This is a genomic window from Streptomyces cirratus (genome assembly GCF_014650775.1).
In the GTDB taxonomy this organism is placed as follows: domain Bacteria; phylum Actinomycetota; class Actinomycetes; order Streptomycetales; family Streptomycetaceae; genus Streptomyces; species Streptomyces cirratus.
Genome location: NZ_BMVP01000001.1, coordinates 635058 through 648016 on the forward strand (window position 1 = coordinate 635058; position 12959 = coordinate 648016).

Below are 12959 nucleotides of genomic sequence, written 5' to 3' on the forward strand. Positions count from 1 at the left end.
GGTCCCGCTCAGTCGAGGTAGCCGCGCAACTGGTCGGCGAAGGCGTGGTCGCGCAGCTTGTTGAGCGTCTTGGACTCGATCTGGCGGATCCGCTCGCGCGTCACGCCGAAGATCCGTCCGATCTCCTCCAGGGTGCGCGGGCGGCCGTCGGCGAGGCCGTAGCGGAGCTGGACGACCTTGCGTTCGCGTTCGCCGAGGGTCGACAGCACGGCTTCGAGGTGCTCGCGCAGCAGGAAGAACGCGGCGGACTCGACGGGTGAGGCGGCGTCCCCGTCCTCGATGAGGTCTCCGAGGGCGACGTCGTCCTCCTCGCCGACCGGCGCGTGCAGGGAGACCGGCTCCTGCGCGAGGCGGAGCACCTCCAGCACGCGTTCCGGGGTCAGTTCCAGGTGGGCGGCGACCTCTTCGGCGGTGGGCTCGTACCCGCGCTCCTGGAGCATGCGGCGCTGTACGCGCACGACGCGGTTGATCAGTTCGACGACGTGTACGGGCACGCGGATGGTCCGGGCCTGGTCGGCGAGGGCCCGGGACATCGCCTGCCGGATCCACCAGGTGGCGTAGGTGGAGAACTTGTAGCCGCGGGCGTAGTCGAACTTCTCAACGGCCCGGATCAGCCCGAGGTTCCCTTCCTGGACGAGGTCGAGCATGGTGAGCCCGCGGCCCACGTACCGCTTGGCCACGGAGACGACGAGCCGCAGGTTGGACTCGATGAGGCGGCGTTTGGCCATGCGGCCCATGACGACGAGCTTGTCCAGGTCGAGGGTGAGCTGGAGGTCGAGCCCGGTGGCGGCGGCGAGTTTCTCCTCGGCGAACAGTCCCGCTTCGACGCGCCGGGCGAGTTCGACCTCCTCGGCGGCGGTCAGAAGCGGGATCCTGCCTATCTCGCGCAGGTACTGCCTGAAGAGGTCCGCGGAGGGGCCCGCTCCGCCCGTGCCGGCCGCCCGGCCCGTACCTCCCGTACCGCCTTCGCGGATGCCGTCGCGCCCGCCTTGCCCGGGCAACTCCCCGGTCAGGTCGAGCACCTCCGGCTCCTCGGGCTCCGCGTCCACGACTTCGGCCTCCGCGTCGGCGGGTTCGTCGGCCTGGGCGGCGGGGTGGCTCACGTTCACGGTCAGGGTCTGGGTCTGCACGGGGGCGACCTCCAGGGCTCCGAGGACGGGGGCACCGGATTTCAGTGTGGGGTACGACACATCGCAGCCACGAGGGGCGTGCGAGCACTTTCTGAGTCCGGTGCGTGACCGGATGGTTACCCCTCGCCGGGATGCCCGAAGCCGCCCGGACGCATGTCCGAGCGGGCCCTCGGCTCAGGCGGGCTCGACGCGGACCGCGCAGGTCTTGAACTCCGGCATGCCTGACACCGGGTCCAGGGCCGGGTTGGTGAGCGTGTTCGCGCGCCCCTCCCCCGGCCAGTGGAACGGCATGAACACCGTGTCCGCCCGGATCGCGTCGGTGATGCGGGCCGGGGCCACCGCGCGCCCGCGCCGCGAGACGACCGCCAGCACGGCCCCCTCGGCCACGCCCAGGCGGGCGGCGAGGCGGGGGTGGAGTTCCACGAACGGGCCGGGGGCGGCCGCGTTGAGCTCCGCGACCCGTCGGGTCTGGGCCCCGGACTGGTACTGGGCCACGACCCGCCCCGTGGTGAGCAGCAGCGGGTACTGCGCGTCGGGGACCTCGGCGGCGTCCCGGTGCGCGACGGGCACGAAGCGGGCCCGGCCGTCGTCGGTGGCGAAACGGTCCAGGAAGAGGCGGGGCGTCCCGGGCGAGCCGTCCGGGCAGGGCCAGAAGACGCCCTGTTCGGCTTCGAGGCGGGCGTAGGAGATCCCGGAGTAGTCGGCGGGACCGCCTTGCGAGGCGCGGCGCAGTTCCTCGAAGACCTCCTCGGGGGCGGTGGGGAAACCCTTCTCTACGCCGAGCCGGGCGGCGAGGCCGTGCAGGACCTCCAGGTCGGTGCGCACGCTCGGCGGCGGGGTCAGGGCCCGGCGGCGCAGCAGGACGCGGCCTTCCAGGCTGGTGGTGGTACCGCTCTCCTCCGCCCACTGGGTGACGGGCAGTACCACGTCGGCCAGTTCGGCGGTCTCGGAGAGGACGACGTCGGCGACGGCGAGGAAGTCCAGCGAGCGGATCCGGCCCTCGATGTGGGCGGCGCGGGGCGCGGAGACCACCGGGTTGGAGCCCATCAGCAGGAGCGCCCGCACGTCGGTGCCGAGGGCGTCGAGGAGTTCGTAGGCGCTGCGGCCGGGGCCGGGCAGGTCGTCGGGGTCGACGCCCCACACGCCGGCGACGTGGGCCCGCGCCGCCGGGTCCGTCAGCTTGCGGTATCCGGGGAGCTGGTCGGCCTTCTGGCCGTGCTCCCGGCCGCCCTGGCCGTTGCCCTGGCCGGTGAGGCAGCCGTACCCGGACAGCGGCCGCCCGGCGCGGCCCGTGGCGAGGCAGAGGTTGATCCACGCGCCGACGGTGTCGGTGCCCTTGGAGTGCTGCTCCGGGCCGCGCGCGGTCAGCACCATGGCGGACTCCGGGGCGCAGAACATCCGTACCGCCTCCCGCAGTCGGGGCACGGGGACCCCGGTGATCCGCTCCACCAGTTCCGGCCAGTGCGCCATCGCGGCGGCCCGCGCCTCGGGCCAGCCGGTGGTGCGATCGGCGATGAACGGCTCGTCGGTGCGCCCTTCGGCGACGACGAGGTGGAGCAGGCCCAGGGCGAGCGCGAGGTCCGTCCCGGGGCGGGGGGCGAGATGCAGGTCAGCCTGTTCGGCGGTGCGGGTGCGGCGCGGGTCCACCACGATCAACGTGCCGCCGTTGTCCTTGAGTTCCCGCAGGAAACGCAGGGCGGGCGGCATGGTCTCGGCCAGGTTGGAGCCGACGAGGATCACGCAGCCGGTGCGGGGGACGTCCTCCAGCGGGAACGGCAGGCCGCGGTCGAGGCCGAAGGCGCGCTGGTGGGCGGCGGCCGCGGAGGACATGCAGAAGCGGCCGTTGTAGTCGATCTGGGAGGTGCGCAGGGCGACGCGGGCGAACTTGCCGAGGGCGTAGGCCTTCTCGTTGGTCAGCCCGCCGCCGCCGAAGACGCCGACCGCGTCTTGGCCGTAGGAGCGCCCCGTGCGGGCGAGGCCCTCGGCGACGGCGTCCAGGGCCTGCTCCCAGGTGGCCGGCTCCAGTCGCCCGGTACGGCCGCGCACCAGCGGCTGCGTCAGGCGCACCCGCGAGGACAGCACGGCGGGGGCGGTACGTCCCTTGCCGCACAGGGCGCCCCGGTTCACGGGGAAGTCGGGCCGTTCCTCCACCTCGACGCCGCCGTCCGGCCCGGTGCGCAGGTTCATGCCGCACTGCAGGGCGCAGTACGGGCAGTGCGTGGCGGTGACGGGCCCGGCGGTGCCTTCGGTGTGCATGCCGACCACGGTGCGCCGCCGGTGTTACGCGGACGGGCCCCTCGCGTTACGGCCGGGGGTGCTCCCCCTCAGCGCACCCCCCGCCGCTCGGTGAGGCGGGCATCCGCTGCCAAGTGCTGCACCGTGAGGCCCGCCGTCCAGCCGCCGTCGACCGCGAGTTCGGCGCCCGTCATGTAGGCGGCGGAGTCGGAGAGCAGGAAGGCGACGGCCGCGGCGATCTCCTCGGGGGCGCCGACGCGGCCCAGCGGGGTTCCGGGGTAGTTGCCCTCGCCGGCCCGGATGCCGACCGGGGCGGTCATCGGGGTGAGCGTCATGCCCGGGTGGACGGAGTTGACGCGGATCCGGGACTCGGCGAGCTCGACCGCGCCGATCTTCGACAGGCCGCGCACGCCCCACTTGGAGGCGCCGTACCCGGCGGTCAGCGCGAGCCCGGTGAGGCCGGCGGCGGAGGAGATGTTGACGATGGAGCCGCCGCCGTTCGCGCGCAGCAGCGGGACGGCCGCTTTGATGCCGATGAACGTGCCGACCAGGTTGACCTCGACGACCCGGCGGAAGTGTTCGACGCTCTCGTGCTCCAGGAACCGGCCCGTGGCTATGCCCGCGTTGTTGACGAGGCCGTCGAGGCGGCCGAACTCGGCGGCCGCGTACTCCAGGGCCGCCGTCCAGTCGTCCTCGCTCGTCACGTCGTGCCGCAGGAAGCGGGCCGCGCCGCCCAGTGCGGCCGCCGTCGCGGCGCCCTCCGCCTCCAGGACGTCGGTGATCAGCACCCGGCCGCCGCCGTCCACGACGGCCCGCGCGGCGGCCGCGCCCAGCCCCCGGGCCCCTCCGGTGATGACGACGGCCTTGTCCCTCAGATCCACCACAGCCCCCCTGAGTCTGACAATCCGTGCCAGTCTGTCAGAGCGTCAGCACCCGCGACACCCCGTCCTCCTTCGGCCCCAGGAACGTCGGCCGCGGCTTGAACACCGCGTCCAGCGCCGCCTTCCCGGCTGCGAAGACCTCGCGGGCGCCTCCGTAGTACCAGGTCGCGTCGTGGACGTCCTCCACCCCGACGCCGTACGAGTCCACCCCCGCCGCCTGGCACAGGGCGACGGCCCGCCGGATGTGGAAGCCCTGGCTGATCAGCACCGCGCGCTCCACTCCGAAGATCCGCCGGGCCCGCACGCAGGAGTCCCAGGTGTCGAATCCGGCGAAGTCGCTGACGATCCGGTCGTCCGGGACCCCGTGGCGGGTCAGGTAGGCGCGCATCACGTCCGGCTCCGAGTACTCGGTACGGCTGTTGTCCCCGGTGACTAGCACGACCTTGACCTTCCCGGCGCGGTACAGCTCGGCGGCCGCGTCGAGCCTGTCGGCCAGGTACGGGGTGGGGCGGGCGCCCAGCAGGCCCGCGCCGAACACCACGGCCACCGGGGCGGCGGGCGCCTGGGCCGTACCGCCGAGCCGGTCGGCGGCCACCGCGTGCGTCCACGCCGAGGGCAGCAGTGCCAGCACGCACAACACCATCACGGCCCGTACGGCGCGCCGCCTGGCCCGCACCGTACGCGGCAGCAGCCCCCGCACCCCGCCCGCTGTCCGGCTCAGGCGCACTCCGCGCATGACGTTCCCCCTGGTTGTCGCTGGTCGTCGTTGGTCATGGCCGGTTTCGCCCGGTGTCCGCTGGTCAGGACGCGGCCGGGGCCGGTGCGGTTTCACCCGCCGCCGGGCCGCACCCCGCCCCGCCCGCTGTGAGCAGCCCGCAAAGACCCGTCATGACGGCGCAACGCGGCGGCAACCTGCGCCCCGCAGGATCGGTTCATGACGGAGCCCGCGCACCCTCCCGAATTCCCGCTCTTCCCGTTTCCCCCCGCCACCGCCGCCGAGTTGCTGACCCGGATCACCGTCCAGCTCGGGGCACAGCTGGACGCCGTGCGTCCGCCGGGGGCCCGGACCAACGGAGTCCCCGCATGCAGCCCACCCTCGTCGCCGTCGCCCACGGCAGCCGTGACCCCCGCGCGCTCCCCAGCGTCCGGGCCCTGCTGGAGCGGGTCCGCGAGCTCCGCCCCCGCCTCGACGTCCGCCTCGGGCACATCGAGCTGAACCGGCCGCTGCTCGGCGAGACGCTCGACGCCGTCGCCGGGGAGGCCGTCCTCGTGCCGCTGCTGCTGAGCCGCGGGCACCACGTCAAGCGGGACCTCCCCGCGGCGGCCGCCCGCGCCGTGCACCTGCGCACCCGGGTCGCCGCCCCGCTCGGCCCGCACCCGCTGCTGGTCGAGGCCCTGTACGAGCGGCTCCTGGAGGCCGGCTGGGCCCCGGGGACGGCGGTCGTGCTCGCCGCCGCCGGTTCCCGCGACCGGGACGCCGCCGAGGACACCCGCCGCACCGCCGCCCTGCTGTCCGAACGCCTCGGCGCAGTGCCCGTCGTGGCCGCCTACGCCTCCGCCGCGACCCCGGCCGTGCCCGACGCCCTGCGCGCCCTCGCCGCCCGCGGCCACCACCGGATCGCCGTGGCCTCGTACTTCACCGCTCCCGGCCGGTTCGCCGCCCAGAGCGCCGCTGCCGCGACCGGACCGGCCGCCGCACCGCTCGGCGACCACCCGGCACTCGCCCGCCTCGTTCTCCTGCGCTACGACCAGGCACTCGCCCGGCGCCGGACAGCCCTGGAACTGGCCACCGCGTAGGGCAGCGGGCGGGTCCGGCCGCCCGGATCACCCGCATTGTCGGCTGTTCCGGTTAACGTCTGAACATGGAAGGCATGGAAAGCACCGCCCGCACCGACCCCTACGAGCCTGCCGACACCGAGCGCTGGGCCGCCGAGCCCGACAAGCGGCCCGGCCGCACCGCCTTCCAGCGGGACCGCGCCCGCGTACTGCACTCCGCCGCGCTGCGCCGCCTCGCCGGCAAGACGCAGGTCGTCACCCCCGGGACCCGCTCCTACGACTGGGACGCGAGCCCCCGCACCCGTCTGACCCACTCCCTGGAATGCGCGCAGGTGGGCCGCGAGCTGGGAGCGGCCCTCGGCTGCGACCCCGACCTGGTCGAGGCCGCCTGCCTCTCCCACGACATGGGCCACCCGCCCTTCGGGCACAACGGCGAGGAGGCCCTCAACGAGTTCGCCAAGGACTGCGGCGGTTTCGAGGGCAACGCGCAGTCCCTGCGCCTGCTGACCCGGCTGGAGCCGAAGCGGTTCGTGCCCGATCCGGCGACGGGTCGACTCGTCAGCGTCGGTCTCAACCTCACCCGGGCCTCGCTGGACGCCGCCACCAAGTACCCGTGGCCGCGCGGCGGGCACCCCACCGACCCCGATTCGGTGAAGTTCGGTGCGTACGAGGACGACCTGCCGGTCTTCGCCTGGCTGCGCCGGGGCGCTCCCGCCGACCGCAAGTGCTTCGAGGCACAGGTCATGGACTGGGCGGACGACGTGGCCTACTCCGTCCACGACTTCGAGGACGGTCTGCACGCCGGGCACCTCGACCCGAACATGCTCTTCGCCGAACCGGAACGCGATGCGATCTGGCGGGTCGCGATCGGCCGGTACGTGCCCGCGGACACCGCGCCGGAAGAGCTGCGGGAGGCCCTGGACCGGCTGATGGAGCAGGAATGGTGGCCGCACGGCTACGACGGCTCGGCCGTCGCCCAGGCCCGGCTCAAGGACGCCACCAGCCAGCTGATCGGCCGCTTCTGCCTGGCCGCCGAGGCGGCGACGCGGGAGGCGTACGGGTCGGGCCGCCTCACCCGGTACACGGCCGAGCTGGTCCTCCCCCGGGAGGCGCGCAACGAGTGCGCCGTACTCAAGGCGGTCGCCGACCTGTACGTGATGCAGCGCGACGAGCAGGAGCGGCTGCGCGCGGACCAGCGCATCGTCCTGGCCGAACTCGCCGAGGCGCTGAGCGCCCGGGCACCCGAGGGCCTCGACCCCCAGTTCCGGGCGATCTTCGAGGACGCTCCCGACGACAAGGGCAGGAAACGCGCGGTCATCGACCAGATCGCCGCCCTCACCGACGCCTCGGCCCGCTCGTTGCACGCCCGTCTCACCAGGCGCCCACGACGCGCCCAAGGGTGAGCCGATCGGGCCACTCCCCCTTCACGGGGCAGGCTCGGTGCGGGACGCTCGCATGTGGCCGCATGTGGCGCAGAGGTTATGAGGAGGCATCAGGTGGTCGACGCACACCGGACGTTCGTCATCGTCGGCGCGGGTCTCGCCGGGGCCAAAGCGGCCGAGACCCTGAGGTCCGAGGGGTTCACGGGCAGGGTGATCCTGATCGGGGACGAACGTGAGCATCCCTACGAGCGCCCTCCCCTGTCCAAGGGGTACCTGACGGGCAAGGAGGAGCGCGAGAGCGTCTTCGTCCACGAGCCGTCCTGGTACGCGGGCGCCGACATCGAGCTGCACCTGGGCCAGCCCGCCGTCCAGCTGGACCGGTCCGCGAAGAAGGTCGTCCTCGGTGACGGCACGGCGCTGCACTACGACAAGCTGCTGCTGGCCACCGGCGCCGAGCCGCGCCGCCTGGACGTCCCCGGCACCGGCCTGGTGGGGGTGCACCACCTGCGGCGCCTCGCGCACGCGGAGCGGCTCAAGCAGGTCCTGACCGGGCTGGGCCGGGACAACGGCCACCTGCTGATCGCGGGCGCCGGCTGGATCGGCCTGGAGGTCGCGGCGGCGGCCCGCGGGTACGGCGCCGAGGTGACCGTGGTCGAGCCGCTGGCCACGCCGCTGCACGCGGTGCTCGGCCCGGAGATCGGCCGGCTCTTCGGGGACCTGCACGCCGAGCACGGCGTCCGCTTCCACTTCGGCGCCCGGCTCACCGAGATCGTCGGGACGGACGGCATGGTGCTGGCCGCCCGGACCGACGACGGCGAGGAGCACCCGGCGCACGCGGTGCTCGCCGCGATCGGCGCGGCGCCCCGCACGGCGCTCGCGGAGAGCTCCGGGCTGGCGCTGGTGGACCGGGAGCACGGCGGCGGGATCGCCGTCGACGCGTCGCTGCGGACCTCCGATCCGGACGTCTTCGCCGTCGGGGACGTGGCGGCCGCCCACCACCCGGTGCTCGGGACCCGGCTGCGCGTCGAACACTGGGCGAACGCGCTCAACGGCGGCCCGGCCGCCGCCAGGGCGATGCTGGGCCAGGAGGTCTCGTACGACCGGGTGCCCTACTTCTTCTCGGACCAGTACGACGTGGGCCTGGAGTACTCCGGGTACGCGCCGGTGGGCGGCTACGACCAGGTGCTGATCCGCGGCGACGTGGGCAAGCGGGAGTTCATCGCGTTCTGGCTGTCGCAGGGCAGGGTGCTCGCCGGGATGAACGTCAACGTGTGGGACGTCACCGGGCACATCCAGGCCCTGATCCGCTCCCACGCGCCGGTGGACCGGGAGAAACTGGCGGACCCGTCGGTTCCGCTCTCTTCCCTGGTGGCGGCGGAGGGGGCCTGACGGGTTTGTCGGCGCCCGGCCGTAGACTTCACGCGTGGCAGGACGGATCAACGACGACGACGTGAAGGCGGTACGGGACGCGGTCCCGATCGACGCCGTGGTCTCCGACTACCTCCAGCTGCGCAACGCCGGCGGCGGCAACCTCAAGGGCCTGTGTCCCTTCCATGACGAGAAGTCCCCGTCCTTCCAGGTCAGCCCGAGCAAGGGGCTCTACCACTGCTTCGGCTGCCAGGCGGGCGGGGACACCCTCGACTTCATCATGAAGATCGACCACCTCTCCTTCTCGGAGGCGGTCGAGCGCCTCGCCGGCCAGGCGGGCATCACCCTGCGGTACGAGGAGGGCGGCTACACCGCCGGTACCAGCGGCCGCGGCGAGCGGATCCGGCTGGTCGAGGCGCACAAGGCCGCCGCGCAGTTCTACGTCGACCAGCTGGACGGTCCCGAGGCGGAGATCGGCCGCAAGTTCCTGGCGGAGCGCGGCTTCGACCAGGCCGCGGCCGCGCACTTCAGCGTGGGCTACAGCCCCGCCGGCTGGGACCACCTGACCCGCTTCCTGCGCGGCAAGGGGTTCAGCGACAAGGAGCTGATCACCTCGGGCCTGGCCCAGGACAGCCGCAGCGGGAAGCCGATCGACCGGTTCCGCGGGCGGCTGATGTGGCCGATCCGGGACATCAGCGGCGAGGTCGTCGGCTTCGGCGCGCGCAAGCTGCGCGACGACGACAACGGCCCCAAGTACCTGAACACCCCCGAGACGGCGATCTACAAGAAGTCCCAGGTGCTGTACGGCATCGACCTGGCCAAGAAGGAGATCGCGAAGACCTCGCGGGCGGTCGTGGTGGAGGGCTACACCGATGTGATGGCCTGCCACCTGGCCGGGGTCACCACCGCCATCGCGACCTGTGGCACGGCCTTCGGCGGGGACCACATCAAGATCCTGCGCCGGCTGCTGATGGACAACGCGACGGCCGAGGTGATCTTCACCTTCGACGGTGACGCGGCGGGCCAGAAGGCCGCGCTGCGCGCCTTCGAGGACGACCAGAAGTTCGCCGCCGAGACCTCGATCGCGATCACCCCGGGCGGGATGGACCCCTGCGACCTGCGGCTCGCGCAGGGCGACGCCGCCGTGTCGGGACTGGTGGAGTCGCGGACCCCGCTGTTCGAGTTCGCGCTGCGGCACATCGTGGCCCGGCACAACCTGGAGAACCCGGCGGGCCGGGCGGCCGCGCTGGACGAGGCGGCCCCCGTCGTCGCCAACATCAAGAACATCGCGATCCAGCACGAGTCGGCGGTCCAGCTGGCGGGGATGCTGGGCATCCGCGACGAACAGTTCGTGGTCAAGCGGGTCGCGCAGCTCGCCCGCTGGGCGCGCGAGCGGGGAGGCCGGCCCGAGCAGGGCGGGCGCGGCCGTACGTACGAGGCCGCCCCGGCACCGGCGCCCGCGACAGCGGGGGGCCCGGCGCTGAACCTGCGCAGCCCCGCCCACCGCACGGAACGCGAGCTGCTCAAGCTGGCGCTGCAGAGACCGGCCCTGGTCTCCCCCGCCTTCGACGCCTACGGGATCGACGAGTTCACCGCGCCGCCCTACGCGGCGGTCCGCCAGGCCATCCAGGACGCCGGGGGTGCCTCCCTGGGCACCGAGGACTACCTGGCCCGGGTCCGGGAGGCCGCGCCCAACGACACCGTGCGCGCGCTGGTCACGGAACTGGCGGTCGAAGCCATCCACGCGAAGACGGTGGACGAGATCTACGCGGGGGTCCAGCTGGTGCAGGTGCGGCTGCGCGCCGTGGACCGCCGGGTGCAGGAGGTCCAGGGCACGCTCTCGCGCCTGGGGGCGCAGGCCCCGCCGGAGCAGCTGGCGGCGGTCCAGGAGGAGCTGTGGGTCCTCCAGCAGTACGGGCAGCGGCTGCGCAACCGCGGGGCCGAGGGGCTGTAGCCGCCGGTCGTCACCCGGCCCGGCCGGGGACGAGCCAGTCCCCGCCCGGGATCTCGGTCCCGGAGCGGGCCAGGGCGCGGGCCAGCGGTGCGGCGGCCAGGTACACCCAGGCCAGGACCGGGGTGCCGTCGGGGCGCAGGGCCTCGCGGGCGACCCGGTCGTAGACGTTCCCCGGGAGGCCCGGGCCCCGGTACTCCTCCAGCAGGTCGAGCGCGACCAGCAGCTCGGCGTAGGCCCCGGGCTCGGGGGTGATCACCTCCCCGTGTATCCCGGGTCCGGGGCGCGCGACGGCGTACGGGTATCCCGGGCCCTCGTACAGCGCGGCGTCCGGCAGCAGGGCCGGCTCCTCCGCCACGGTGCGGCCCCGCAGGAAGAGGTCGTGGTTGACCTCGCCGGGCCGCAGGGTCCCGTACACGAAGAACGGCAGCGGCCGGTCGAGCGGTGTCACGAGGCCCTCCCAGGACTTGTCGGCGGCCCACGGGCCCACCCGCCCGCGCGGCCCTCCACCGTACGCACCGCCCGCCGGCCGTCGTAACCCCTCTCCGCACCCGGCCCCCGCAGCCCGCCCGCCGGGCGCGGAGTCCAGCCGCAGCACGGCAGCCGCTCCGGACGTACGAGGCCACCCCCGCGACGGCGGCGGGCCGGCACGGGGCGGCCGCCGGGTGGGAAGGCCAGCCACAGCACGGCGGCTGCCCCCGGACGACGAGGCCTCCCCCGCGGCGGCGGGCGGGCCGGCACGGCGGTGGACGGTACGGGGCGGTGGCTGGTGTCACCCGGACGGGCAGGGTCGCCCGGACGGCCCAAGCCGAGGCGGTTGAGCTGCGGTGACACCGGGCCGGCCGGTGAAGCTGACGCCGCATCAGGAGGCGCGGCGCGGGCGGGACGGGTTATCTCGGGAACACGACCCCGCGTTCCCAGGAGCCCTCATGCGCCGCCGCACCGCACACGTGCTGACCGCCACCGCGCTGACCGCCGTCGCCTTCGCCGGCCCGGTCGCGGGCGCGGTCGCCGCCGCGGAACTCGGCATGCCCGGCTTCGCGCCGGGCGACTTCGCTCCGCTGGAGGTCTGGCCGAAGTCCGCCTCCCCGGGCGTGACCGTGACGGTGAACACCAGCGCCTGCGGCCCCTCCGGCCACGCCGAGGGTGACGCCACCACCGTCGGCGGGGGCCGCTTCAAGCTGCTGCCGGGCACCCGCAAGGAGGTGGTCACGGGACAGTTCCAGGTCGCCCGCGACCTCCGCCCCGGCACCTACGACATCGGCGCGACCTGCGCGAACGGCAAGTTCGCCAGCGGCGACCTGGTCGTCACCGACCGTGGCCCGCAAGGCCACGTACGGACCGGGGTCGGTGGTGGCACGACCACCACCACCGACCCCGCCAAGATCACGGCGGGAGCGGCCCTGCTGGCCGCGGTCGCCGTCGGCGGTACCTGGCTCCTGCGTCGCCGGGCGAGCGGCACGCGGAGCTGACGGACCGCGGCCGAGGCCGCGGTCCGAGCGGTACCGTCCCCCGTCGCCCGCCCCGCGAGGTCCCCCCGTTCGCGGGGCCGGGCGACGGCCAGTCATACGCACGGGAAGCGAGCACGAGGGGGCAGGCATGGTGGGCACCTCCGGCGTCGCCGGCCGCGGCGGGCTCCTGGCCCTCGCCGCCTGCGTGGGTATCTGGCTCGTCGGCAGCGGTTCCGGGGAGCGCGTCGGTCCGCCGCTGCCGTCCCCCGCCGAGGCGCTCAGCGCGCTCAGCGGTCAGGCCTCTTACGCCGGGAGCATCGCCCCGCTGCCCGGCTCCCCGCCCACCCGGATCCGGATCCCCTCGATCCGCGTGGACGCCCCGCTCACCGGGCTGGGCCTCCAGGCCGACGGCAGCCTCGAAGTCCCGCCGCCGGGCCGCCGCGACCTCGCGGGCTGGTACCGCGACGGCACCACCCCGGGCGCCATCGGCACCGCCGTCATCGCGGGCCACGTCGACCACGCCACCGGCCCGGCCGTCTTCTACCACCTGGGCGCGCTGCGCCGCGGGGCCACGATCGAGGTGGCGCGCGCGGACGGACGTACGGCCGTGTTCACCGTCCACGCCGTGGAGGTGTACGACGCCAAGGCCTTCCCCGACTCCCGGGTGTACGGCCCCTCGCCGCGCGCCGAGCTGCGGGTCATCACCTGCGGGGGCGGCTTCTCCCCCCGCACCGGGTACGAGGGCAACGTGGTCGTCTTCGCCCACCTGACGGGGACGTACTAGC

The 12959-nt window shown here is 74.3% G+C and carries 10 protein-coding genes and 1 pseudogene; 6 read left to right on the top strand and 5 right to left on the bottom strand.

Annotated features, from left to right (window positions below):
- Positions 1–8: 8 nt before the first annotated feature.
- The 4 genes from IE207_RS02930 to IE207_RS02945 form a co-directional block, all read right to left on the bottom strand.
- Complete coding sequence (locus IE207_RS02930; protein WP_190182766.1) at positions 9–1130, bottom strand: RNA polymerase sigma factor; 1122 nt, start codon at positions 1128–1130, stop codon at positions 9–11.
- A 174-nt stretch (positions 1131–1304) separates the two neighbouring features.
- Positions 1305–3386 carry a molybdopterin oxidoreductase family protein gene (locus IE207_RS02935; protein WP_190182381.1) on the bottom strand — a complete coding sequence of 694 codons (2082 nt, stop codon included), beginning with the start codon at positions 3384–3386 and terminating at the stop codon, positions 1305–1307.
- A 68-nt stretch (positions 3387–3454) separates the two neighbouring features.
- Complete coding sequence (locus tag IE207_RS02940) at positions 3455–4249, bottom strand: glucose 1-dehydrogenase (RefSeq protein ID WP_190182382.1); 795 nt, start codon at positions 4247–4249, stop codon at positions 3455–3457.
- Positions 4250–4283: 34 nt separating this feature from the next.
- Positions 4284–4982 (bottom strand): SanA/YdcF family protein, encoded by a 699-nt coding sequence (locus IE207_RS02945; RefSeq protein ID WP_190182383.1) that lies wholly within the window; start codon positions 4980–4982, stop codon positions 4284–4286.
- A 198-nt stretch (positions 4983–5180) separates the two neighbouring features.
- Here IE207_RS02945 and IE207_RS02950 point away from each other — a divergent pair.
- The 4 genes and pseudogenes from IE207_RS02950 to dnaG all read left to right on the top strand — a co-directional run bounded on the left by IE207_RS02950 (position 5181) and on the right by dnaG (position 10726).
- A pseudogene (locus IE207_RS02950) lies at positions 5181–6043 on the top strand (sirohydrochlorin chelatase).
- Positions 6044–6108: 65 nt separating this feature from the next.
- On the top strand, positions 6109–7425 hold the full coding sequence (locus tag IE207_RS02955; RefSeq protein WP_190182385.1) for a deoxyguanosinetriphosphate triphosphohydrolase: 1317 nt from the start codon (positions 6109–6111) through the stop codon (positions 7423–7425).
- Positions 7426–7518: 93 nt separating this feature from the next.
- Positions 7519–8793: an NAD(P)/FAD-dependent oxidoreductase gene (locus IE207_RS02960; RefSeq protein ID WP_190182386.1), complete on the top strand. Its 1275-nt coding sequence runs from the start codon at positions 7519–7521 to the stop codon at positions 8791–8793.
- Between the two features lie 34 nt (positions 8794–8827).
- Positions 8828–10726, top strand: coding sequence for a DNA primase (gene dnaG / locus IE207_RS02965; RefSeq protein ID WP_190182387.1), 1899 nt, complete (start codon positions 8828–8830; stop codon positions 10724–10726).
- Positions 10727–10736: 10 nt separating this feature from the next.
- Here dnaG and IE207_RS02970 read toward each other — a convergent pair whose 3' ends face one another.
- Positions 10737–11174, bottom strand: a complete 438-nt coding sequence (locus IE207_RS02970; RefSeq protein WP_190182388.1) for a gamma-glutamylcyclotransferase family protein — start codon at positions 11172–11174, stop codon at positions 10737–10739.
- A 478-nt stretch (positions 11175–11652) separates the two neighbouring features.
- On the opposite strand from IE207_RS02970, the gene IE207_RS02975 reads away from it, so the two are divergent.
- Together IE207_RS02975 and IE207_RS02980 are read left to right on the top strand one after the other, a co-directional pair.
- A complete protein-coding gene (locus tag IE207_RS02975; protein ID WP_229873274.1) occupies positions 11653–12195 on the top strand; it encodes a GVDTG sorting domain-containing protein in 543 nt (180 codons plus the stop codon).
- A gap of 127 nt (positions 12196–12322) precedes the next feature.
- Positions 12323–12958: a class F sortase gene (locus IE207_RS02980; protein ID WP_190182389.1), complete on the top strand. Its 636-nt coding sequence runs from the start codon at positions 12323–12325 to the stop codon at positions 12956–12958.
- Position 12959: the final 1 nt, after the last annotated feature.